The organism is Halobaculum marinum (assembly GCF_029338555.1).
Taxonomy (GTDB): domain Archaea; phylum Halobacteriota; class Halobacteria; order Halobacteriales; family Haloferacaceae; genus Halobaculum; species Halobaculum marinum.
Genome location: NZ_CP119989.1, coordinates 212,318 through 234,462 on the forward strand (window position 1 = coordinate 212,318; position 22,145 = coordinate 234,462).

General features: G+C 70.2%; 26 protein-coding genes. 11 read left to right on the top strand and 15 right to left on the bottom strand.

The features are described from left to right. Positions 1 to 64 precede the first annotated feature (64 nt). On the bottom strand, positions 65 to 889 hold the full coding sequence (locus P0R32_RS01185) for a hypothetical protein (RefSeq protein ID WP_276238094.1): 825 nt from the start codon (positions 887 to 889) through the stop codon (positions 65 to 67). A 219-nt stretch (positions 890 to 1,108) separates the two neighbouring features. Here P0R32_RS01185 and P0R32_RS01190 point away from each other — a divergent pair, with 219 nt between their 5' ends. Next, a complete protein-coding gene (locus P0R32_RS01190; RefSeq protein ID WP_276238095.1) occupies positions 1,109 to 1,966 on the top strand; it encodes an ArsR/SmtB family transcription factor in 858 nt (285 codons plus the stop codon). Between the two features lie 214 nt (positions 1,967 to 2,180). On the opposite strand, the gene P0R32_RS01195 is transcribed toward P0R32_RS01190, so the two are convergent. Next, positions 2,181 to 2,696, bottom strand: coding sequence for a metallophosphoesterase (locus P0R32_RS01195; RefSeq protein ID WP_276238097.1), 516 nt, complete (start codon positions 2,694 to 2,696; stop codon positions 2,181 to 2,183). Positions 2,697 to 2,787: 91 nt separating this feature from the next. On the opposite strand from P0R32_RS01195, the gene P0R32_RS01200 reads away from it, so the two are divergent. Next, entirely contained in the window at positions 2,788 to 3,753 is a 966-nt protein-coding gene (locus P0R32_RS01200; RefSeq protein WP_276238098.1) for a cation diffusion facilitator family transporter, read from the top strand. Positions 3,754 to 3,896: 143 nt separating this feature from the next. Here P0R32_RS01200 and P0R32_RS01205 read toward each other — a convergent pair whose 3' ends face one another. After that, complete coding sequence (locus P0R32_RS01205) at positions 3,897 to 4,289, bottom strand: cupin domain-containing protein (protein WP_276238099.1); 393 nt, start codon at positions 4,287 to 4,289, stop codon at positions 3,897 to 3,899. Positions 4,290 to 4,620: 331 nt separating this feature from the next. Further along, on the bottom strand, positions 4,621 to 5,610 hold the full coding sequence (locus P0R32_RS01210; RefSeq protein WP_276238100.1) for a replication factor C small subunit: 990 nt from the start codon (positions 5,608 to 5,610) through the stop codon (positions 4,621 to 4,623). 92 nt (positions 5,611 to 5,702) lie between these two features. On the opposite strand from P0R32_RS01210, the gene samp2 reads away from it, so the two are divergent. Further along, on the top strand, positions 5,703 to 5,903 hold the full coding sequence (gene samp2, locus P0R32_RS01215) for a ubiquitin-like small modifier protein SAMP2 (protein WP_276238101.1): 201 nt from the start codon (positions 5,703 to 5,705) through the stop codon (positions 5,901 to 5,903). Beyond that, complete coding sequence (locus tag P0R32_RS01220) at positions 5,900 to 6,334, top strand: GNAT family N-acetyltransferase (protein WP_276238102.1); 435 nt, start codon at positions 5,900 to 5,902, stop codon at positions 6,332 to 6,334. Before samp2 ends, P0R32_RS01220 begins: the two co-directional genes overlap by 4 nt. A 22-nt stretch (positions 6,335 to 6,356) precedes the next feature. Here P0R32_RS01220 and P0R32_RS01225 read toward each other — a convergent pair whose 3' ends face one another. Together P0R32_RS01225 and P0R32_RS01230 are read right to left on the bottom strand one after the other, a co-directional pair. Beyond that, positions 6,357 to 6,851, bottom strand: a complete 495-nt coding sequence (locus P0R32_RS01225; protein ID WP_276238103.1) for a GNAT family N-acetyltransferase — start codon at positions 6,849 to 6,851, stop codon at positions 6,357 to 6,359. Positions 6,852 to 6,855: 4 nt separating this feature from the next. Next, positions 6,856 to 8,238: a phosphoglucomutase/phosphomannomutase family protein gene (locus P0R32_RS01230; RefSeq protein ID WP_276238104.1), complete on the bottom strand. Its 1,383-nt coding sequence runs from the start codon at positions 8,236 to 8,238 to the stop codon at positions 6,856 to 6,858. Positions 8,239 to 8,352: 114 nt separating this feature from the next. Between P0R32_RS01230 and P0R32_RS01235 the strand changes: the two genes are divergently transcribed. Continuing rightward, positions 8,353 to 8,973 (top strand): NADPH-dependent FMN reductase, encoded by a 621-nt coding sequence (locus P0R32_RS01235; RefSeq protein ID WP_276238105.1) that lies wholly within the window; start codon positions 8,353 to 8,355, stop codon positions 8,971 to 8,973. A gap of 9 nt (positions 8,974 to 8,982) precedes the next feature. Here P0R32_RS01235 and P0R32_RS01240 read toward each other — a convergent pair whose 3' ends face one another. From P0R32_RS01240 to larB, 3 genes are all read right to left on the bottom strand, one after another. Continuing rightward, on the bottom strand, positions 8,983 to 9,234 hold the full coding sequence (locus P0R32_RS01240) for a GIY-YIG nuclease family protein (RefSeq protein ID WP_276239436.1): 252 nt from the start codon (positions 9,232 to 9,234) through the stop codon (positions 8,983 to 8,985). Between the two features lie 237 nt (positions 9,235 to 9,471). After that, complete coding sequence (locus tag P0R32_RS17930) at positions 9,472 to 9,624, bottom strand: DUF7563 family protein (RefSeq protein WP_432765005.1); 153 nt, start codon at positions 9,622 to 9,624, stop codon at positions 9,472 to 9,474. A gap of 102 nt (positions 9,625 to 9,726) precedes the next feature. After that, entirely contained in the window at positions 9,727 to 10,503 is a 777-nt protein-coding gene (gene larB, locus P0R32_RS01245) for a nickel pincer cofactor biosynthesis protein LarB (protein ID WP_276238106.1), read from the bottom strand. Between the two features lie 152 nt (positions 10,504 to 10,655). On the opposite strand from larB, the gene P0R32_RS01250 reads away from it, so the two are divergent. Continuing rightward, entirely contained in the window at positions 10,656 to 10,823 is a 168-nt protein-coding gene (locus P0R32_RS01250; protein WP_276238107.1) for a DUF1931 family protein, read from the top strand. Positions 10,824 to 10,883: 60 nt separating this feature from the next. Here P0R32_RS01250 and rpiA read toward each other — a convergent pair whose 3' ends face one another. Next, positions 10,884 to 11,579 carry a ribose-5-phosphate isomerase RpiA gene (gene rpiA, locus P0R32_RS01255; protein WP_276238108.1) on the bottom strand — a complete coding sequence of 232 codons (696 nt, stop codon included), beginning with the start codon at positions 11,577 to 11,579 and terminating at the stop codon, positions 10,884 to 10,886. Positions 11,580 to 11,734: 155 nt separating this feature from the next. Between rpiA and P0R32_RS01260 the strand changes: the two genes are divergently transcribed. Continuing rightward, positions 11,735 to 11,977, top strand: coding sequence for a ferredoxin (locus P0R32_RS01260; protein WP_276238109.1), 243 nt, complete (start codon positions 11,735 to 11,737; stop codon positions 11,975 to 11,977). A 30-nt stretch (positions 11,978 to 12,007) separates the two neighbouring features. On the opposite strand, the gene P0R32_RS01265 is transcribed toward P0R32_RS01260, so the two are convergent. After that, on the bottom strand, positions 12,008 to 12,688 hold the full coding sequence (locus tag P0R32_RS01265) for a bacteriorhodopsin (protein WP_349770224.1): 681 nt from the start codon (positions 12,686 to 12,688) through the stop codon (positions 12,008 to 12,010). Positions 12,689 to 12,973: 285 nt separating this feature from the next. Here P0R32_RS01265 and P0R32_RS01270 point away from each other — a divergent pair, with 285 nt between their 5' ends. The 3 genes from P0R32_RS01270 to P0R32_RS01280 all read left to right on the top strand — a co-directional run bounded on the left by P0R32_RS01270 (position 12,974) and on the right by P0R32_RS01280 (position 17,657). After that, on the top strand, positions 12,974 to 13,753 hold the full coding sequence (locus P0R32_RS01270) for a lycopene cyclase domain-containing protein (RefSeq protein WP_276238111.1): 780 nt from the start codon (positions 12,974 to 12,976) through the stop codon (positions 13,751 to 13,753). Next, a complete protein-coding gene (locus P0R32_RS01275; protein ID WP_276238112.1) occupies positions 13,753 to 14,790 on the top strand; it encodes a Brp/Blh family beta-carotene 15,15'-dioxygenase in 1,038 nt (345 codons plus the stop codon). Before P0R32_RS01270 ends, P0R32_RS01275 begins: the two co-directional genes overlap by 1 nt. Before the next feature lie 290 nt (positions 14,791 to 15,080). After that, positions 15,081 to 17,657, top strand: coding sequence for a DEAD/DEAH box helicase (locus tag P0R32_RS01280; protein WP_276238113.1), 2,577 nt, complete (start codon positions 15,081 to 15,083; stop codon positions 17,655 to 17,657). 26 nt (positions 17,658 to 17,683) lie between these two features. Here P0R32_RS01280 and P0R32_RS01285 read toward each other — a convergent pair whose 3' ends face one another. Then, a complete protein-coding gene (locus P0R32_RS01285) occupies positions 17,684 to 18,073 on the bottom strand; it encodes a universal stress protein (RefSeq protein ID WP_276238114.1) in 390 nt (129 codons plus the stop codon). A gap of 72 nt (positions 18,074 to 18,145) precedes the next feature. Then, the gene (locus tag P0R32_RS01290) at positions 18,146 to 18,817 is read right to left on the bottom strand and encodes an Sjogren's syndrome/scleroderma autoantigen 1 family protein (RefSeq protein WP_276238116.1); all 672 of its coding nucleotides are present in this window, start codon (positions 18,815 to 18,817) and stop codon (positions 18,146 to 18,148) included. Between the two features lie 106 nt (positions 18,818 to 18,923). Between P0R32_RS01290 and P0R32_RS01295 the strand changes: the two genes are divergently transcribed. Beyond that, on the top strand, positions 18,924 to 21,104 hold the full coding sequence (locus P0R32_RS01295; protein ID WP_276238118.1) for an ATP-dependent DNA helicase: 2,181 nt from the start codon (positions 18,924 to 18,926) through the stop codon (positions 21,102 to 21,104). 43 nt (positions 21,105 to 21,147) lie between these two features. Here the strand turns inward: P0R32_RS01295 and P0R32_RS01300 are convergent, their stop codons facing one another. Both P0R32_RS01300 and P0R32_RS01305 read right to left on the bottom strand, forming a co-directional pair. Continuing rightward, positions 21,148 to 21,510, bottom strand: coding sequence for a hypothetical protein (locus P0R32_RS01300; protein WP_276238119.1), 363 nt, complete (start codon positions 21,508 to 21,510; stop codon positions 21,148 to 21,150). Positions 21,511 to 21,596: 86 nt separating this feature from the next. After that, on the bottom strand, positions 21,597 to 22,079 hold the full coding sequence (locus P0R32_RS01305) for a hypothetical protein (protein ID WP_276238120.1): 483 nt from the start codon (positions 22,077 to 22,079) through the stop codon (positions 21,597 to 21,599). Positions 22,080 to 22,145: the final 66 nt, after the last annotated feature.

Consider the following 22,145-nt stretch of genomic DNA (forward strand, 5'->3'; position numbering starts at 1 on the left):
GGCGAGAGGAGACTCCAAAGCCAATTTGTGCCACCGCGAGACGCGGAGTCTCAGAACCCGGAGATCACTGGTTCCGAGCGTTCCCCGGTTCTGAGAGCGTGATGTTGTCGTAGTAGTACTGCTGGTCGACGCCGAAGTTCGGACTGTTGATGATGATCTCCAGGAACTGCGTGCTGTTGTACACCTGCTCCTCGAAGGTGTAGTTGTAGTTCCGGGCGTCGTAGAGCAGTTTGTTGTTGACGTACCACTTCAGGGCCGCGCCGGTGCCGTCGACGTTCTTCCCGCTGATGGGGTGGAGCCGCGCCTCGACAGTGACCCAGCCACCCTCCTCGGGATCGATCCCGAGCTTCTTCGGGAGGCCGAGATTCACCCAGTCGGCACCGACGAACGCACCGTCGTCGTCGAGTTCGTACACGTAGGTACGGAACTGTGCCTCACCCGTACTGCTCGCATCGCTGTCCTGGTAGGCGAGGATAGGGTACGCGTTGATGTCACCATCGTCGTCGCCGAGGACCGGCCACACGCCCGTCTCCTGGGGCACACCGTCCGTCTCCCACTCGGGGTCGATGTAGAAGTCGTACGAGAGGACGGGTGCACCGCGTTCTGCGAACCAGTACGAGCCGTCCGCATCCTGATACTTCTGTCCCTGGTAGGCGTAGAAGCCGCTCGTGGGACCGTCTTCGCTGATGTCGATGCAGAGTCGGTCGTCGCCGTCGAAGGACTCCTGACTGAACTCGACGGGGTCGTAGCTCAGGTTCGGGTTGTACCGGTCGAGGACCCAGCCGGGTTCGGTCGCACTGTTCGCGGCGACGTCCGCAGCGTCACCGAAGTCGAGGTCGAACAGTGCGTTGGGGCTCGCACGCGCGCCAGATACGGAAACTGGTACCACCGTCGCTCCGAGGGCAAGGCTGCTGAGCTTCGTGAACTGGCGTCGGGTTGACTTGGGAGAAGCCATACGGGGTCGAGAGACGGAGGCGTTCTTGTTATTCCTGTGATAACTCGCAGATCGACAGTGGGCGCCGGTCGTTCCCAACCACAGCCGAGTAAACAATGCCTCCTGACACCGACGGCAAGGCTTACGACGAACACCTCGAAAGAAGCACGACGAATGGCCGACATCCCCTCCTCCATTCCGGGGATCGGCGGACCGTGGTCCCGCGGGGACGACGACGCCGACGACCGCGACCCTCGCGTCATCGGCGTCGACGGCGACGACGCCGACGCGGTGCTGGCCGCGCTCTCCTCGGAGACCGCTCGCGCGATCCTCTCGACCCTCCACGAGTCCCCCGGTCCCGCCAGCGACGTCGCCGACCGCGTCGACACCTCGCTCCAGAACGCCCAGTACCACCTCAAGCGCCTGCGCGAGGCGGGCGTCGTCGAGGTCACCGACACCGTCTACTCGCAGAAGGGCCGCGAGATGGACGTGTACGCGCCCGCCGACGGGCCGCTGGTGCTCGTCGCGGGCAGCGAGTCACAGACCTCGGGCATCCGCGCGACGCTGAGTCGCCTCCTCGGCGGCGTCGGCGCCGTCGCCCTCGGCGCGGTGCTCGTCGAGACGGTGCTCGGCGGGCCGTTCTCGCCCGCCAGCGCGTTCTCGATGGGGTCGGCAGGGGGCGCCGACGCCGGGAGCGTCGACGACGGGAGCGCCGGCGGTACGAACGTGACCGCGGAGGTGGGCGAGGCGACTGCCACGCCGACGCCCGCCCCGACCGAGACGGCCGCCGACGGGGGCGGTGTCGGTATCGCGGAGGCGACCGAGACCGCGACGGAGGCGGCGACGCCCGCCCCGACTGCGGAGCCGGCGATGACGGAGACGGCCGCCGAGACCGTCTACACCGTCGCGACGTCCGCCGAGCCGACAGTCGTCGACCAGTTGGCCGCGTCCCCGGGGTTCCTGTTCCTCTGTGGCGGCCTGCTCGCGCTCGCGGTCGTCGCGCTGTACGCCCGGCGCCGCGGCGGCGTCTGATCGTTCGACGCCGATGGCTCAAAGCGGTCTTTGAGTATAGAGAAAGTACTTGATACGGGCACCGAAAGGAGTTGGTACCGGTTCCCGGTGACGCGACGGCCCTCCCGACCGGTCCCCGATTCGGCCCTCCACACGGTCGCCCTCCACACACCTGCGACGACGGGGTCCGACCGTCGCCGGCCCGCCGGCACAGCCACCACCCTCCTCGCGGTTCTCAGTCGCGGACCGGCACCGTGAACTCCTCGAACACCTCGCCGTCCGGCGTGACGAGTCGCCCCGCGAGTCCGTCGGCCGTCCGCTCCAGTTCGGCGTGTGCGGGCCGGTTCCCCCGCGGCTGGGCGTAGCTGCCGGGGTTGACGAGCGGCACCGCGCCGGAGTCGTCGAACTCGGGGCGGTGACTGTGGCCGAACACGACGAGGTCGGCGTCGCGCTCGCGGCCGAACAGGACGAGGCCGGTCGCGCCGCTGCGACTCCGGTGGCGCACCGCGAGCGTCGCCCCCTCGTAGCCGACCACCCGCTCGTTCGGGAGGCGCTCGCGCAGCGGCGCGTCGTCGTTGTTGCCGGTGACGCCGTACACCGTGTCGTTCACCCGGAGGAGGTTGTCGAGCACCTGCTCCCGGTAGAAGTCGCCGGCGTGGACGACGGTGTCGGCCTCGCGGACGGCCTCCAGCGTGCGTCCGCGGAGGCGGTGCCCGTCGGTGCCGTGCGTGTCGGAGATGAGGACCAGCATGGCCGGAGGGAGGCGCCGACGGCTACTAACGGTTCGGGACGGACGACACGAAGCCGTCGGCTTGATAACAGTCCACCGAGCACACCCGGCAATGGCAGGAGGAAGCAGATCGGTCGTGATCGCGGCGCTCATCGCCAACGGCGCCATCGCGGTGCTGAAGTTCTTCGGCTTCCTGCTGACGGGGTCGCCGTCGATGCTGTCGGAGACGTACCACTCCATCTCCGACACGGGCAACCAGGTGTTCCTCCTGATCGGGATTCGCTACTCAGAGCGGACCGCGAGCCGCGCCCACCCGTTCGGCTTCGGGAAGGCGCAGTTCTTCTACTCGTTCCTCGTCTCGGTCCTCCTGTTCGGCATCGCCGGCTGGGAGTCGCTGAAGCACGGCTACGAGGCGATCATGCACCCCGTCCACGGCGGGGAGCGCGCGGACGTGATCCTCGCGGGGATCAACTTCACCGAGCTCGTTCCGGTCGACCCGTTCTGGATCAACGTCGTCGTCCTGCTGGGCGCGATCCTGTTCGAGATCTACGCGTTCGCGAAGGCGAACACCGAGCTGCAACGCCAGATCGACACGTACGGCTGGTCGGGGCTGCGCGAGGCGTTCTCGAAGACCAGCGACGTGACCACCCTCACCGCCTTCACCGAGGACGCTATCGCGCTGTCGGGCGCCGGCATCGCGCTCGTCGGCATCTCGCTGGCGCGCTACCTCCAGATGCCGATCTTCGACGCCATCGCCTCCGTGGTCATCGGCGGACTCCTCATGTTCTTCGCGGTCGCGCTCGCGTGGGAGAACAAGCGGCTCATCCTCGGCGAGTCGCTGCCGGCGGACGTCGAGACCGAACTCCGGAAGGCGATCAGCGAGCACGACGGCGTCGTCCACATCGACGGCTTCCGCACCGTGTTCGTCGGGCCCGGCGACGTGCTCGTCACCGCCGACGTGAGCTTCGACGGCGACCTCGACACCGCCGACATCGACGCCGACATCAACCGGATCGAGGAACGACTCCAGGGGCTGGACGACCGCGTCCGGATCGTCTACATCGAGCCGGAAGTGTGAGGTGGATCAGGGTCGACGAGAAAGGGCGGATCGGTCGGCTCGACGGGCCGAGCCGGTGTTGAGCAGCCGAATATCTGCTGCCCCTGGGATACGCACCGGTTGATCCCACAGCCGCAGGCGTCGACGCGGGCACAGCCGTTCGACTACGCGCTTCCGGCCATCTTGGCCAGCATGTGATCAATAACCTCGGAGTGTTCGTGTTGCGGACTGAACATGACGATCTCGGAGTCTTCGTCCGCCCGGACTGTGTGGCCGGGCGGCCAGTAGAAGAGGTCGCCGGCAGAGTCGACCTCTTCGGTTCCGTCCGCGAAGCCGACGGTGAGCGTGCCCGCGAGTACGTACCCCCAGTGGGGAGTCTGACAGAGGTCGTCCTCCAGCCCGGCCAACAGCGGGGCGATGTCCGTCCCGCGCTTGAGCGTGAAGTACTCGCCGCTGAGTTCACCGTAGTCGCTCGTGTCGCCGAACCCCGTCTGCTGGCGGGCCACGGCGTTCGGCGTGTCGATCCTGATCGGGATCCCGTCTTTTGCTTGTTTCATCGGTTTCTCCTGGCTGAGAAGCAGAAAAGACCGATCCGCACGTCGAATCCGCGGACCACGATCCCGTACCAGGGGACTCCCGCGTCGGGGTGCGGAAGGGGTCGATGGTACGCTCTGATTTTCAGTCATCTGATATGAAGTGCCGTGCGTGTATATACCTATCCGCCACGTACCCCATCGATTCGGCTCGGATGGTCGGTCCTGTTCGTTCGTTGCCCCCACAGGTGGGTCGAACTCCGTGACGAGTACGCGCTCCGTGGCAACACGACCCCGATGGACCGACGACGACCGGGGAAGTCCACCGTGGCGACGGCTGCGTTCGGGCCGCCGGCTACTCCTCGGCCAGCGCCAGCGACGCCAACAGCGCCTCCAACTGGACCTGCTCGTTGGCGCCCTCAGTGATCCGGAAGTCGGCCTCGCCGATGCGCTCCATCAGCCGCACCGCCTCGCGGTCCGACAGCCCGAACTCCCAGACGGAGCGGTGGAGTTGGTCGATGATGTCGCCGCCGGCCATCCCCGTCTCCGTGAGGAGGGTGTCGAGCGTCGCCCGCGACTTCGAGAAGTCGCCCGCGAGCGCGTCCTCGACCATCGCCTCGATCTCTTCGGGCCGGGCGGTCGCGGTGATCTCGTAGACTGCCTGCTCGTCCACCACTTCGCCGGTCGTCGCGGCCGCCTGCAGTGAGTTGATCGCGCGGCGCATGTCGCCGTTGGCGGCGTACACCAGCGCGTCGAGGCCGTCGTCGGTGATCTCGATATCTTGCTCGGCGGCGATGTCGCGTACCTGCGACTCGACCGCCGCGTCCGACAGCGGCGAGAAGCGGAACACTGCACACCGCGACTGGATCGGGTCGATGATCTTCGAGGAGTAGTTACACGAGAGGATGAAGCGCGTGTTGTCCGAGAACTGCTCCATCGTCCGGCGCAGCGCCGACTGCGCGTCGTCGGTGAGGGAGTCGGCCTCGTCGAGGAAGATGACGCGGTAGTCGTGGCCGCCGAACGACGAGCGCGCGAAGTTCTTGATGCGGTCGCGCACCACGTCGATGCCGCGCTGGTCGGAGGCGTTCAGTTCGAGGAAGTTGGTTCGCCAGTCGTCGCCGTAGATGGTCTTGGCGATGGCGACCGCACAGGTGGTCTTCCCGACGCCCGCGGGGCCCGCGAAGAGGAGGTGCGGGAGGTCGTCCTGCTCGATGTAGCTCTCCAGTCGGGAGACGATCTGCTCGTGCCCGTACACGTCGTCCAGCGTCTGCGGGCGGTACTTCTCGATCCAGACCTCCCGCCCGGGGGACGAGTCGGCGGCCTCGGCGTCGTCGGCCTCGCTCATGGACGGTGGTCGGCGGGCCGGGGGGATAAACGCCCCGAGATTGCGACCCCGCGGTGGAAAGCGGGAAGTCGCCGCGCACTCCACGACTGTGCATGGACGTGACCGCGGAGGTCGTCGGCGAGGGCACCGAGACGCTCGCGCTCGACGACGACGCGACGTACGCCGACGTGTGCCGCGCGGTCGGCTACTCCCCCCACGAGGTGACGGTGCTGGTCGACGGCACGCCGGTCCCCGAGGACGCCCCGGTTGAGGCACCAGAGGTGCAGGTGCTCAGGCTCATCAAGGGCGGATGAGCGACGGCGACGACCGCGGCGCAGACGACGGTCCACGAATCAGACCTGCTCGCGACAGCGAGGCTGACGCGATCAGACACCTCCTCGACGCGGCGATGTTGACCGTGCCCGCGGACCTCGCGGAGCGGGTCGCCGCCAGGGACGCGCTCGTCGCGGTCGACGGCGGCGACGGGGACGACCACGGCGGCGACGGGGACGTCGTCGGGGCGCTCGTCCTCGACGGCAGTCACGTCGAGTCGATAGCGGTTCGCAAGTCGCGCCGGGCCGAGGGCGTCGGTCGCGCACTCGTCGCGGCGGCGGTCGAACGCACGGACGCGCCGCTGACGGCGACGTTCCGACGACAGGTGCGGCCGTTCTACGAGGCGCTCGGGTTCGTGATCGAGGAGTGTAGCGACGACCGTGGGCGGTTCCGCGGTCGACTGACGGACTGATCCGCGAGCCGTCGAGGACCGCTCAGAGTCGCTTGCGCAGCACCGTCGCCGAGTCGGGACACAGCGACGCGACCTGCGGCGTCGAGCGCAGCGCCGCCGGAATCTCTGTGCGGTCGATGCGCTCGTACCCGTGAGCGGCGAAGAACCCCGCGGCGTCGGTCGTGAGCAGGACGAGCACCGCCACGCCGTCGGCGACCGCCCGTCGCTCCAGTTCCGCGACCATCGCGGAGCCGATGCCCTCGCCGCGGCGACCCGGGGAGACCGCGACCGACCGGAGCAGCGCCGCGTCCCCGACCGCTTCGAGGCCGCCGACGGCGACCGGGTCGGGGTCGGTTTGGGGCGGCGACCCGGGGGCGTCGTCCGCGGCGGCGCTCCCGGCCGCGGGCGTCGCGAGCAAGAACTGCGCGGCGCCGTCGCGGACATCGTCGGTCGGCAGGTCGGCCGCAGCGAGCAGGCGCTCGACGCTCGCCACGTCGGCTGCATCGCTCGCCTCGCGGAAGCGGAGTGCCGGCGTCACGGCCTCAGACGAGCGCCTCGACCAGTTCGCGCCCGTCGTCGAGGATGGCCGCGGTGTGCTCTTCGGAACCGGACTCCCCGTACACGCGCATCTTCGGTTCCGTGCCCGAGGGGCGCACGAGCAGCCACGAGCCGTCGGCCAAGAGGAGTTTGAACCCGTCGACGGTCACCACGTCGGCCACCTCCTCGCCGGCGACCTCGTCGGGGATGTGGTCCGCGAGGTCGTCGATGACGCGCGCCTTCTCGCTGTCGGGGCAGTCGACGCTCACCTTGTCGGCGACGATGCGACCGTGCTCGGCGGTGAGGCGGTCGACGCGCTCGTCGTACGACTCCTCCGCCGCGGCGGTCGCGGCGAGCAGCGCCATCAACACGCCGTCTTTCTCGCGGATGTGGCCGCGCACGGAGAAGCCGCCGGACTCCTCGCCGCCCATCAGCGCGTCGTGCTCGCCCATCGCCTGGGCGACCCACTTGAAGCCGACCGCGGTCTCGAACACCTCCTCGCCGTGCGCCTCGGCGATGCGGTCGATGAGGAAGGTGGTCGAGACGGTGCGGATGGCGGGGCCGGAGTCGCTCTGGAGGAGGTGGTCGTACGTCGCCGCGAAGAAGAGGTTCTCGTCGAGGTGACCCCGCTCGGGCGTGACGACCGCGAGGCGGTCGGCGTCGCCGTCGTTCGCGATGCCCAGATCCGCGTCCCCGTGGCCGACGTGCTCGGCGAGCGTCTCCAGGTTCTCCGCGGACGGCTCTGGGGCGCTCCCGCCGAACTCGGCGTCGCGCTCACAGCGCAGTCGGATCACGTCCGCGCCGGCGGCCTCCAAGAGCGCGTCGGTGACGCCGCGCCCGCTCCCGTGCATGGCGTCGTACGCGACCGTCAACCCCGAGAGGTCGAGCGCGCTGTCGTCGGCGACGAGGGCGCGTGCGTGCTCGGCGTGGGGCGTCACGAGGTCCGCCCGTCGGATCTCTCCGGGGTCGGCGGCGTCGAGTGCGGGTTCGCGGAGGTTGGCGACGATCCGTTCGGTCACCTCGGGGAGCGCGGGGGCGCCGTCGTCGGGGATGAACTTCACGCCGTTGTACTCCGGCGGGTTGTGCGAGGCCGTCACCATCAGCGCGCCCGCGGCGTCGCGGTCGACGACGGCGTAGGCCGCACACGGCGTCGGGCAGTCCCGCTCGGGGAGCACCGCGTCGAAGCCGTTGCCGGCGAGCACCTCGGCGAGCGACTCGGCGAACCCCTCGGAGGTCGGGCGGGCGTCGTAGCCGACGATCACGGGGCCGTCGTGCCCCTGTTCGGCGAGCGTGTCGGCGACCGCCTGCCCGACGATGCGGACCCGTCGGTCGGTGAACGTGTCGAGGGTGGCGCGCCACCCGTCCGTTCCGAAGGAGATCTCGTCCATGGGTACGGCGTCGGCCGGGGCGGTCAAAAACCCGGGTGCCCACGTCGTGTCAGCGGCGAACGCCGACGCACGCGGAGCCGACGGCCTTTTCCTCGCGCTCGGGAAGTGACCCCCATGTCGGAGACGCCCACCGTCGTCGCCGTGAACGGTTCGCGGCGCGACGGGAGCTACGGCCGTGCCACCCTGCAGTACGCCCTCGACGCCGCCGCCGAGTACGGCGCCGAACCGGACTTCATCGATCTGGGCGATCCGGATCTCGACATTCCGCTGTACCACCCCGACGTCGACGAGGCGGACGCCGGCGACGTGCCGGACCTGCTCGCGCGGATGCGCCGCGCCGACGGGGTGCTGCTGTGCTCGCCGGTGTACCACGGCTCGTACTCCTCGACGTTCCGGTCGTTCCACGACTGGTGCAGTTTCGACGAGTACGAGGACACCATCGTCGGCCTGTTCGCCGTCGCCGGCGGCGGCACGTACGGGGAGACGCTCGAACACATGCGGGCGACGATCCGCGGCGTCCACGGCTGGGTCGCCCCGCTCCAGGTCGGCGTCCGCGGCGCTCGCAACAAGTTCGAGCCGTGGGCGGACGGCGAACGGCCGCCGGAGGGCGCCATCGGCGCGGAGTCGCGCTACGAGTTCGTCGACGACTCGCTGCGCGAGCGCACCGAGAAACTGGGGCGGCGGGTCGCCCACTACGCGGGACACAAAGACGCGTTCCTCGACGTGCCGGAGTAGCCGGCACCCTCACTCGACCAGCGACTCCTTCTGACGACGCGAGAGCTGTTTCACCGCGTACTCTCGACTCATCGCCGCCGACTTCGACCCGAACGCCTCGACGTGCGCCAACTCCACCGGGGTTCGACCGCGAGTGTACTTCGCCCCGTCGCCGGCGTCGTGTTCGGCGACGCGCCGCGCCACGTCGGTGGTATAGCCGGTGTACAGCGAGCCGTCGGCACACTCGACGACGTACACGTAGTGGTCGGCCGCCGGGACCACGACGCCGTCGACACGCTCTGCGTGGGGGTCGGCGTCATCGGCGTCGGCACCAGCGGTAGCGCCGTCACGGTCGCCGGGTCGGGCGGCGTGGTCGTCGTGCACGGCTGACGGGAACGGTCGAGTCCAGATAAACGGTGGCGGTGCGGCGCGGTGCCGCGTGTACCGTGGTCCCCCCGGGGGAGTGGGTACGGGTTGGGGTGGTGGCCGTCGCGCGCGGTGGGGTGGTCACAGAGCGGTTCAGTCGTCGGCGCGGGTCCGCTCTCGTGCCGCTTCCGCGATGCCCGCGTTCGCAGAGCAGGACGGGCACGCGTTCAGATTCCCGTGTTCGTCGCTGAACACGCGAGCGAAGCGGTCGGATACGTGCGACCCGCAGTGGTCGCAGCGTGGCATGTGGTCGACCGGCATCCACCGCTGCCGGTGTGAGCACTAGGGGATACGATCACATATACCCTTTCACGGCTGTATTCGGCCGTCTCGCAGACAGAACCCGACTCAGCGGTCGCCGGCCGTCGACCGACCATCGACCCCGCGGGCGATCAGCGCGGCCTGCGTCCCCGCGACGAACCCCGCGTCCACGTTCACCACCGAGAGGACGGTGCACGACTGGAGCAGGGCCAACAGCGCGGCGACACCGTCGCCACCGACGCCGTAGCCCGTGGAGGTGGGCAGTCCGATCACCGGGGCGTCGACGAGGCCCGCCACGAGCGTCGGGAGCGTCGCCTCACGTCCCGCGGCGGCGACGAGCACGTCCGCGTTCCGGAGCGTCTCCACCTCGTCGAGCACGCGCGTGACGTTGGCGACGCCGACGTCCTCGACCGTCTCGACGCGTGGGCCCGCCTCCCCGGCGACGACGGCGGCTTCGCGCGCCGCGTGCGCGTCAGCGGTTCCCCCGGAGACGACGACCACGTCCGCGTCGACCGCCGGCAGTTCGTAGTCGGCGGCGTGGACGACGACCGTCCGCGCGCGGGCGTCGCGCTCGACGGTCGCCGTCGGGTGTTCCTTGTCGAGGTACGAGCGGACCTGTTCGGCGGTGTCGTCGTCCGCGCGAGTGACGAGCGCGTGCCCCGTCGACTCGACGGCGGCGTCGGCCATCGCGGCCACCTCCGCGGGCGTCTTCCCCTCGGCCAGGATTCCCTCGGGGATACCGCGGCGGTCCTCGCGGGCCGCGTCGAACCGACCAGCCTCCGTCGTCGCGTACCCGCGGAGCCGTGCCTCCGCCTGTGCGGGCGTGAGGTCGCCGGCCGCGAGCGCGTCCAGAATCTCGCGCATGCCTCCCGTACGACGCGCGACTGACTCGAAGGCTCCGACCGACACGAGTATATAAATGTACGGTCGTAAACCCCCGCGAACGGGCGCGAGGGGCCTTCCCTGTGGGTAAACTTGGGAACGTTTATAAGGAGCCGTCGGGAAAACCCGGTTGCATGGCAGACCTCATCGTCAAGGCAGCCGTCAAGGAGTACCTCGAGGAGAAGAACGTCGCGTCTGACTTCTACGACGCGCTCGACGAGGAAGTCGCGGAGCTGCTCGAGGACGCGGCCCGCCGCGCCGAGGAGAACGACCGCAAGACGGTCCAGCCGCGCGACCTGTAAACTCGGTCCAACCTTCCTCCACTTATTTCGCCACCCGCGTAGCGACGGCGTCGTCGCTCGCTACGGCGTCCGCGTCGTCACGTCGCCGTCGGCGTCGCCCACGTACACCGCGTCCGCCAGTCCGACGAACAGACCGTGCTCCACGACGCCCGCGACGCCCGAGAGGTCGCGCGCCAGCGCCGCCGGGTCGTCGACGCCGCCGAACTCGCAGTCGAGCACGAGGTTGCCGTTGTCGGTGACGACCGGGCCGTCCTTGCGCTCGGCGTCGCGAAGCGTCGGCTCGCCCCCGGCGTCGACGACCGCGCGCTCGACGCGGGCGAGTGCGTCGGGCAGCACCTCGACGGGCACCGGGTAGTCGAGCGACGCCGACAGCTTCGAGTCGTCGGCGACGACGAGGAAGCGATCGGCCGCCGAGGCGACCACCTTCTCGCGGGCGTGGGCGGCCCCGCCGCCCTTGACGAGCGCGTTCGCGTCCGTTGCGACCTGGTCGGCGCCGTCGATGGCCACGTCCACGCGCGCCACGTCCGACAGCGGGAGGAGCGGGACGCCCACCTCCTTCGCGAGTGCCCGCGACTGGTACGACGTGGCGACGCCCTCGATAGCGAGGCCGTCGGCGACGCGCTCGCCCAGCGTCCGGATGGCGTGGGCAGCCGTCGACCCGGTGCCGAGGCCGACGCGGTCGCCGTCGGCCACCTCGGCGGCGGCTGCCTCGCCCGCCGCGCGCTTCGCCGTCTCGCTCCCCGCGGTGTTCTTCATGCGCGGTGATGCCGGCGCGGCGCGCAAAACGCTTGCCCGTCGCTCGGCGGGGCAGCCGAGCGTTCGTCGACGGCGACGGGTGCTCGTCGATCCAGCCACACCACCCGGCCTCCGTCGGGCGAAGACGGTATTACACCCGACGCCGACCGTCCGGTATGCACATCGAGTTCGACCGTGACACCTGCGTCGGCATGTACCAGTGCGTCGCCGAGTGGGACGCCTTCGAGAAGGACATGGACGCCGGCAAGGCGACGCTCGTCGGCGGGGAGGAGGTCGAGGAGGACACCTTCTCGCTGGAGGTGCCCGAGGGTGAGGAGTTGGACGCGAAGTTCGCCGCCCGGACCTGCCCGGTCGACGCGATCCGACTGTACGACGACGACGGCGAACAGCTCATCTGAGGGCGACGCCGCGGCGGAGTCGCTCGCGCGTCACTCCGCGGTCCGCGCCGGCGCGAGATCCGAGTCGTCCAGCCGACCCACGCCGCGGACGAGGACGACGCCGAACCCGACCGTCGCCGCGAGGTCGAGGGCGGCGAACGCTGCGGTCTCGACCGACAGCGGGACGATTCCGTAGCCGCTCTGGGTCCCCAGGAGCCACACGACCGGGTACAGCGCCCACACCGCCACCACGAGGGTGCGCAGGCGACCGAACAACTCCGCGCGGGCGTCGGACTGCTCGTCTGCTCGTTGCGAGAGCGCCCCGAGCAGGACGTACAGCAGGGCGACCAGCGCGCCCGTGGAGATGGCCCACCACGAGAGGCGGGCGACCTGTCCCTCGCGCGCCAGCGCGCCGACGAGCCCCGCCACGAACACGAACGCGTCGAGGCCGAGCAGCGTCGCGAGGGCGTTGCGGTCGGCGCCGGCGAGCAGCGCCATCGCCGTCAGGATCAGCGGTGTGACGACTAGCCAGCCGACGTAGCGGGCCCAGTAGACGTCGAGCGTCCCGACGGTCTGGACCGGCACCTCGATCAGGCCGAACCCGGTGGCCATCGAGAAGTACGTCGCCGCCGCGGTTGCCGTGCCGAAGATCGTGACGACGTAGTACTGCTGTCGCGCGGAGTCGCTCACGGACCAGCCCCGTGCGACGAGATACAGCGTCCCGAGCGCCATCCCGACGGTCGCTAGCCACAGGCTCCCCGCTTCGAGCCCCGGTGTTGGTGTCGCCATCCCGGTCGGCCGTGAGCCGGGGGCGGGCTTATATGCTCGCCTGACCCGGGATGTCGCGCCGATCGGACCTGGCCCCGTCCCCGACGCGAACGCGTTCGGCCGCGCGAGGCCGTCGTCGTCGAGCGCGTCCGTCCAGTCCCCCCACGCTTATCGCCGTCGCCGCCCGGGACGCTGTATGGCTCCGGATCTCCGCCGTCGGTCGTCGGCCCACCTCGACGGGGGAGCGCGGTGACGCTCACCTACCTCGGCTTCCACGTGCTGTTCGTCCTGCCGGTCGTGGCGCTGCTATTGTGGCGCCGTCCGGCGCTCCCGCGGCGTCGCCTGCGCGTCGCTCGCGCGGGTCTCGTGTTGATGGGGACGGTCGCGTTCGCGTACACGACGCCGTGGGACAACGCCCTCATCGAGCGCGGCGTGTGGTTCTACGGCGACGGGCGAGTCGCCGCGCGCGTGTGGCTCGCGCCCGTCGGCGAGTACCTGTTCTTCGTTCTCCAGACCGTCATCGTCGGCCTGTGGCTCTACCGGGTCGACTTCGACCCCACGCCCACCGCCGGCGACACGGCCCGCCTCCCACGAGCGGTCGGCGCCGCCGCGCTCCTCGTGCTCGGTGCCGCAGGCGGGTGGTTCGTCGTCGCCGGCCCCGAACGGCTCTTCTACCTCGGCGCGATCCTCGCGTGGGCCTGCCCGGTGATAGCGCTCCAGTGGGCCGTCGGCGGGGCGTTCCTGCTCCGACGGCCGCGCCCGTGGCTCCTCGGCATCGCCGTCCCGTCGCTGTACCTGTGGGCGGTCGACCGCGTCGCCATCGGCGTGGGCGTGTGGACCATCGCCGACGCCACCTCGACGGGCGTGACGCTGTTCGGCCTCCCGGTCGAGGAGGCCGTCTTCTTCGTCGTGACGTGTACGCTCGTGGTGTACGGGCTGATCCTGCTCGAGTGGGTCGTCGTGCGGTTCACGGGGACGAGCGAGGATGGAACGGTCGACGATCGCACGGACATCGCGGCGGACGACTGATGGCCGTCGCCGAGTCGCTCCCAGGGTCGCTGCGCGCGGCACTCGACCGGTGGGGGATCCGCGCGTCGTGGGTCGCGCTCGCGGTCACACTCCCGTTCGGCCTGCTCGCACCGACGCTGTCGCCGGCGCTTCGGTACGCGCCGTTCCTCGCGTCGGTACTGGTGTTCGGCCTCCCGCACGGCGCCGTCGACCACCTCGTGCCCGACCGCCTCGCCGGTACGGGACTGGTCCAGTCGGTCGCCGTCGTCGTCGCCGTCTACGCCGTCCTCGGCGTCGGCTACGGACTGTGGTGGGCCCTCGCGCCGGTGTCGGCGTTCGTGGCGTTCATCGCGATCACCCTCTTCCACTGGGGGCAAGGCGACGTGTACGCCCTGCTCGTGCTCGCGGGCGCGGAGCACCTCCCCTCGCGCGTCGAGCGGGGACTCGCGCTGGTCGTCCGCGGCGGCCTCCCGATGCTCGTCCCCCTCGTCGGCCACCCCACTGAGTACCGCCGCGTCGCCGGCGCGCTCGTCGGCCTGTTCGCCGGCGGGGTCGGCGCGCTCGACCCGGTGTTCACGCCGGCGGCACGGGTCGCGGTCGCGGTCGGCTTCGGCGCGCTCACACTCCTCGCGCTTGTGGTCGGGGGGGACCGCGTCCGCCGCGACGACGCCGCACGGCGGCCGTGGCTCGTCGACGCCGGCGAGACGCTCGGCCTGTGGGCGTACTTCCTGCTGGTGCCGCCGGTCGTCGGGATCGGGCTGTACTTCTGTTTCTGGCACGCGACGCGCCACATCGCGCGACTCGAACTGCTCGACCCGGGGGCGCGTGAGACGCTCGCCGCGGGCGACCTCCCGGGGACGCTCCGGCGGTTCGCCCGCGACGCCGCGCCCGCGACCGCCGGGGGCCTCCTCGTCGTCGCGGGCGTGTGGGCGCTCGCGCCGCGGCCCACCGCGGGGCCGGAGGGGCTGCTCGCCGTGTACCTCGTCGCCATCGCGGTCATGACCCTGCCGCACGTCGCCGTCGTGACGTGGATGGATCTGCGACAGGGTGTGTGGTGAACACCGGGAGGAGAACGCCCGCGCCGGATCCGACTCGCCGGGATTCGGGGCGAACCGTTATGTGAGCGTCCGAAGTTCTCCCACGTGATGTCCGAATCAGGGCGCTGTCACATCGGCGAGTGGGCCGCGCTCCTCGACGAGTCGGTCCCGGCGGACGCCTGCGAGGAGCGGCAGTTCGAGTTCCGGCCAGCCGAAGCCGTCTGATCGGGGGTACCGGCGGGCGTACCCGCCCGCTTCACTTCCACCGCGGTTCGCGAAGGTTTACCCCCGATGAGGCGATAGGATCGGCAATGGCCGAGGCCGCCGAGACGGGCGCGTACGTCGAGCACCCCCTGCTGGTGCCGGAGTTCATCGAGGACCGCCGCTACCAGACGGAGTTGGCGGCGACCGCCCGCGGCGGCCACACGCTCGTGTGTCTCCCGACTGGCCTCGGGAAGACCACGGTCTCGCTGCTCGTCACCGCCCACCGCCTGTACGAGGTCGGTGGCAAGTCGCTGTTCCTCGCGCCGACGAAGCCGCTCGTGCAGCAGCACGCCGACTTCTACCGCGAGGCGCTGGACGTCGCCGACGAGGAGATCGTCGTGTTCACCGGCGAGGTACGCCCCGACGACCGCGCCGAGTTGTGGGAGTCGGCGAGCATCGTCATCGCGACGCCGCAGGTCGTCGAGAACGACCTCGTCGGCAACCGCATCTCGCTGTCGGACGTCACCCACCTCACCTTCGACGAGTGTCACCGCGCGAGCGGCGACTACGCGTACGTGTACATCGCCGAGCGCTACCACGCCGACGCCGACGACCCGCTCGTGACGGGGATGTCGGCGTCGCCCGGGGGCGACCGCGAGGAGATCACCGAGGTGTGTGAGAACCTCGGGATCGAGCGCGTCGAGGTGATGACTGAGGAGGACGCCGACGTGGCGGAGTACACCCACGACACCGACGTGCAGTGGGAGCGGATCGACCTGCCGGAGCCGATCGTCGAGATCCGCGACGCGCTCAACGAGGTGATCACCGACCGGTTAGAGATGCTGAAGTCGCTCGGCGTGTCGCGCACGACCCAGCCGGACGTGTCCCAGAAGGACCTCAACCGGATGCGCGGGGAGCTCCAGCGGATGATGGACGGCGGCGACTCGGACGCGTACAAGGGGATGTCCGTCCACGCGGAGGTGATGAAGCTCCGGCGGGCGGTCGAACTCGTCGAGACCCAGAGTGTCGAGGCGCTGCGCCGCTACTTCGAACGCCAGCGCAACGCCGCGCGCTCGTCGGGCGCCTCGAAGGCGAGTCAGCGGCTCGTCTCCGAGCCGAAAGTGAGAGAGGCGATGCGGAAGGCAGAGAACTTCGACGACCTCCACCCGAAGTTCCGCCGGACCAGAGTCCTGCTCGCACAGACGCTCGGCATCGGCGGCGGCGAGCGCGTCATCGTGTTCACCGAGTCGCGCGACACCGCCGAGGCGCTGACCGAGTTCCTCTCCACCTCCTTCGACACCCGGCGGTTCGTCGGGCAGAACGACACGGAAGGGTCCGACGGCATGACCCAGACGCAACAGCAGGAGACGCTCGACGCGTTCCGCGCCGGCGAGTTCGAGGTGCTCGTTTCCACCAGCGTCGCCGAAGAGGGACTCGACGTGCCGGAAGTCGACCTCGTCCTGTTCTTCGAGCCGGTTCCCACGGCGATCCGTTCCATCCAGCGGAAGGGCCGGACCGGTCGGCAAGACGAGGGCGCCGTCGTCGTCCTGCTCGCCAACGACACCCGCGACGAGGCGTACTTCTGGATCTCCCGGCGCCGCGAGAAGGAGATGGAAGAGGAGTTGCGGAAACTGAAGGGCGTCGCCGACGAGATCGCTGGCGAGTTGGACGACGACCAAGCCGGACTCACCGACTTCGAGAGCGAGGGCGAGGGAAGCGAACCCTCGGAGCGAACGGAGAGCGAAGCGACCCGTGAGCAGTCGACCGCCGACGCCGCGAACGCCTCGGCCGAGTCGACGGCGACCGACGCGAGTGACAGTCAGCCGGGGCTCACCGACTTCGAGTCTGATGCCCGCGACGGTGAGGCCACCGACGACGAGGCCACCGACGACGAGGTGGACGCGGACGAACGAGACGAGACGAGCGCGGCCGACGACGACGACGGCGTCGTCGCGACCGCGGGCACCGACGACGCAGACGGCGTCGAGATCGTCGTCGACCAGCGCGAGTTGGAGTCGACCATCGCGCGCGACCTCTCCACCCGAGACGGGATCACGACGCGACTGGAGACGCTGGCAGTCGGCGACTACGTGCTGTCGGACCGCGTCGCCGTCGAGCGCAAGTCAGTCGCCGACTTCCTCGACACGCTCGTGGGCGGCGACCGCTCGATGTTCGAGCAGGTGAAAGACACCGCCCGCGCGTACGCCCGGCCGGTCGTCATCGTCGAGGGGGAGGACCTGTACGGCGAGCGCAACGTCCACCCGAACGCGATCCGCGGCGCGCTGTCGTCGCTCGCCATCGACTTCGACGCCAGCGTCCTGCGCACGGAGAACGAGAAGGACACCGCCGACCTGCTGGAGGTGATCGCTCGCCGCGAACAGGAGACGAACGATCGCGAGGTGTCGGCCCACGGCGAGAAGGGCGCGAAGACGCTCGCCGAACAGCAGGAGTACGTCGTCTCGTCCATCGCCGACATCGGCCCGGTCACCTCGCGCGCGCTGCTGGACCACTTCGGGAGCGTCGAGGGCGTGATGACCGCCCGCGAGGAGGACTTGCTGGCGGTGTCGGGCGTCGGGCAGGTGACCGCCGACCGGATCCGGGAGGTCGTCGGGAGCGAGTACGCCGCCGCCCGCGCGAGCGACGAGGATGGTGACGACGAGGAAGCGACCGAAGACGAGGAGTGAAGCGGGTCAGTCGGCGGTCGCGTCCGTCACGGGACGACGGTGACGGGCACCGTCGTGTTGCGCACGACGCCCTCCGCGGCTGATCCGAGGATGGTCCGTTCGACCATCCCGACGCCGTGGTGACCCATGAACACGTGGTCGTACCCCTCGCGCTCGACCAGCGCGAGCAGTTCCTTCGCGACCTCGCGGTCGGTCGGGACACCCATCTCGATCACGTCGAGCGACACGTCAGCCTCGGCGTCGAGTTCGGCCAGCGTCGCCTCGGCGCGTTCGAGCACGTCGTCGGTGGCGCTCGTCTCGCCGTCCGAGACGTGGACGACGTCGACCGTCGCGTCGAACGCCTCCGCGTAGGCGACGGCACGCCGGAGCGCCCGGTCGCTGTTGTCCGACCCGTCGACTGCGACGAGGACTTCCATACCGGATCGGCGCACGACGAGAGAATAAAACCGTAGGTCGGGAGACACCTCGGGCGGTGATCGGTCGGCGCGTCAGCGCCGCAGCGCCGCGAGCGCCTCGGCGGCTTCGCGGGCCGCTTCGAGGTGGGCGGCGGCGGTCCGCGGGTCCGTCGCCTCCGCACCGGCGTCCGCGTGGCGACCGAGCGCGCGAACGAGCGAGTCCCGCGCCGCCGCGAGGCCGTCGCCGGCCCCGGTCGCGGCGTCGGGGGCGCCCGTTGGGTCGCCGGCGGTCGTCGCCGCTGGCGCCGCGGGGGCGGTGCCGTTGGGTGCGGACCCACCGGGTGCGGCGTCGACGGGGGCCCGCGTGCCCGTCGGCGCGCCGTCGGGCACGTCCTCGCCGTCGGACGGCGAGACGGGCGGGGCAGCCGACGCACCCGACGCGGACGTCTGCTGGCCGGCGTCGGAACCCGCCGCACCGGCGTCGCCGGTCGCGGCGTCCGCACTTGCGGCGTCCGCACTCGCCGAAGCGCCGGAGCCGCCGCCGTCGCACTGCGGGCAGAACTCCCGCCCGTTCTGGCGGAAGATGGGCGACCCGCAGGCGTCACAGTGGCTGTTGGTCATCGTCGCGCCCTTCAACAGGAGTTCGCTCATCCGCCGCGTCGACTCCCGTTTCCGGTCGTCGCGGGCGAACTTCTCGCGGAGTTTCTCGCGCTCCGCCTCCTTGTCGAACCCGGAGTCGTCTCCGGCGGCTACGTCGTCGCTCATGTGCGTGGGATGAACCGGGGCGGCGAAAAAGTCAGCGGCACCGCGAATCGCTTCACTTCCACCCCGCCACCCGTAGCTTCAAACCCGACGAGGCGGAAGTACGCCCGTGTCGACGACGGACGGCCACCTGCGCTTCTTCCCGTACGAAGAGCCGTACCCGAACCAGCGCGACGCGATGGACCGCGTCGCCAACTCGCTCGAACGCGGGCAGGACGTGCTGTTCGAGGGAGCACCCGGGACGGGCAAGACGCTCTCGGCGCTCGTTCCCGCCTTAGAGCACGCCCGCGAGCACGACCGGACCGTCGTCATCACCACGAACGTCCACCAACAGATGCGGCAGTTCGTGGAGGACGCCCGCGCCATCAACGAGGCCGAGCCCATCCGCGCGTCGGTGTTCAAAGGGAAGGCGTCGATGTGCCACATCGACGTCGACTACCAGGAGTGTCAGACGCTCCGGGACACCACGCGCTCGCTCGTCGACGACGAGGCCGACAAAGAGCAGTTGGAGGAGCGCCTCGACGACCTCACCGACGAGATGCGCGACGGGTCGGGCGGCGACGCCGGCAGCGCCGCCGAGGCCCGGCAGGCCGTCCAAGAGGAGTTAGAACGGATCGACGAGGAGGCCGACGAGGAGTCGGCCAACACCTGCGACTACTACTACAACAACCTCACCGGCGACACCGGGGAGTTCTTCTCGTGGCTGTTCGCTGACGTGCGCACGCCCGAGGAGGTGTACGAGTACGCCGGCAGTCGCGGCTTCTGCGGCTACGAACTGCTGAAGGAGGGGATGGAGGACGTGGAGTTGGTCGTCTGCAACTACCACCACCTGCTCGACCCGATGATCCGCGAGCAGTTCTTCCGGTGGCTCGACCGCGACCCGCAGGACGTCATCACCGTGTTCGACGAGGCGCACAACATCGAGGACGCCGCCCGCGACCACGCCTCGAAGACGCTCACCGAGAACACCCTCGACGCCGCGCTCGACGAACTGAAGGAGTCCGACGACTCCCGCGCCGAACCCGCCGAGAACGTGCTCCGGGCGTTCACCGATGCGCTGCGGGACACCTACGACGAGCAACTCGGCTTCGGTGCCCGTGAGTCCGTCGGCGAGAACTGGGACGACGTGTCCATCGCCAACGAGGACCGTCGCGACGACCTCACGCTCGCGTTCCTCGACCGCTACGAGGGGCGCGGCATCCGCGCGGAGTGCGACCTCGCGCTCCAACTCGGTAAGCGCCTCGACGAGGAGTACGAGGAGGCGTACCGCGACGGCGAGACGACGACGCGCCGGGAGTGCCAGACCCTGCAAGCCGCGGCGTTCGTCTCCGCGTGGATGGACGGCGGCGGCGAGTTGGGGCAACACCCGGTCGTCTCCGTGCGTCGCGACGCCGGCACCGACGAGGTGTACGGCCGCGCGGAGTTGTACACCTGCATCCCCCGCGAGGTGACCGAGGACCTGTTCGACGAGGTGTACGCGAGCGTCCTCATGTCCGCGACCCTCCGCCCGTTCGACGTGACGAAGGACGTGCTCGGGCTGTCGGACCCCGCGACGCTCGCGTACGGCATGGAGTACCCCGAGGCGAACCGCCGGACGTACTCGGTGGCGACGCCGGCGCTGTTCGCCTCCGAGCGCGACGACCCCGCGACACAGGAGACCATCGCCGCGACGCTGTCGGACGTCGTCCGGTTCACACCCGGCAACAGCCTGCTGTTCTTCCCGTCGTACGCGGAGGCCGAGCGCTATCACGAACTCCTCTCTGGCGACCCGAATCTCGGCACGCTGCTGCTCGACGGCTCCGAACCGGACACCGAGCAACTCCGCAAGCGGCTCGTCGGCAGCGACGACGCCACTCTGTTCACGTCGCTGTGGGGGACGCTCGCGGAGGGCGTGAGCTTCGACGGCGACGACGCCCGTACGGTCGCCGTCGTCGGTGTCCCGTACCCGCACCTCTCCGAGCGGATGGAGGCAGTGCAGGATGCGTACGACCGCGCGTTCGCCGACCGGTCGCGCGACGCCGGGTGGGAGTACGCCGTCGAGATTCCGACCATCCGCAAGACCCGGCAGGCGCTCGGCCGGGTGATCCGCGCACCCGACGACTTCGGCGTGCGGGCGCTGCTGGACAAGCGCTACACCTCGGCGGACATGGGGAAGTACTCCGTGCGCGACGCGTTCCCGCAGGAGGAGCGCGAGGAACTGATCGACATCGGCCCGGAGAAACTGAAGTTCGCGATGCTGAACTTCTACACCGACCACGACGCGTACGACGGGCCGCCGCCACAGCCGTAGCCGGAGCCGGTCGAGGTGGACGGACGCCGACTGGGGCCCGTCGCTACAGTCGCCCCCGCACGGCTCGACCCGTCCGCCCGAGCGCGTACCCGACACCCGCGACGACGACGCCGGCGACGACGAAGTACAGCACCACACCCCACAGCGGCGCGTCCCCCGTGGGGGGCGTACGTCCGAGCGACCGCGTGACGCCGCGTGCGACGACGGCGGCGACCGCCCACACCGACCCCGGAACGGCGCCGAGCGCGACTGCGATAGCCGGACCACGACCGCGCATGCCGCGAGTCGCTGCTGGGAGCGCGGGTGCGACCAACGCCACCGGAATCACCGCGTAGTACGCGGGGGCGAGCCACGACGCCCCACGGAACGGAACCGACGCAAGTGTGAGCGTGGCGAGTGCGAACACGGCCGCCCCGAAGACGACAATCGACGCTCGCCACAGCCAGTACTGACCGTCACCGTCAGGCCGTCCACCGACTCGTGACACGACGCTCACGCAGCCTCACCACCGGACCCACGTCGCCCCCACACGAGCAGTCCTGCCCGCCCGACGGCGAACCCGGCGAGTGCGCTCACGACGCCGATGACGAGGGCCGTCCCCGCAATGGCCCACAGCGGCGAGTCGGGTATCGCCGCCGGGATCGACAACACCGCCTGTACCGCGTCACCGACGACGATCGCGAGCGCCCAAACGAGCGCCGGAACCGTCCCGAGTGCGATCGCTTGCAACAGGCCGCCGTCGAGGACGGCGCAGATGGCCCCCAGCACGGGTGGTGCGTAGAACAACACGGCGCGAAGCAGAATATCGTACAGCGGTTCGACGGCCGTGTTGTGGTCGAGTGCGGCGACGGCGACCGTGACGGCGGCGAGGGCGGCGACGAGACTCCCCTCGACGGCGACGAGCGGTCGCCAGTAGCGAGGCCGAGCGTCGAACGAGACGAGTCGATGGAGGGGGTCGCGGGCTGAGGAGGGCACAGACGGTGCTACTCGCCAACCTATCAATAACCTGTCTACGAGGACCACTACTTCCGCACGATCGCC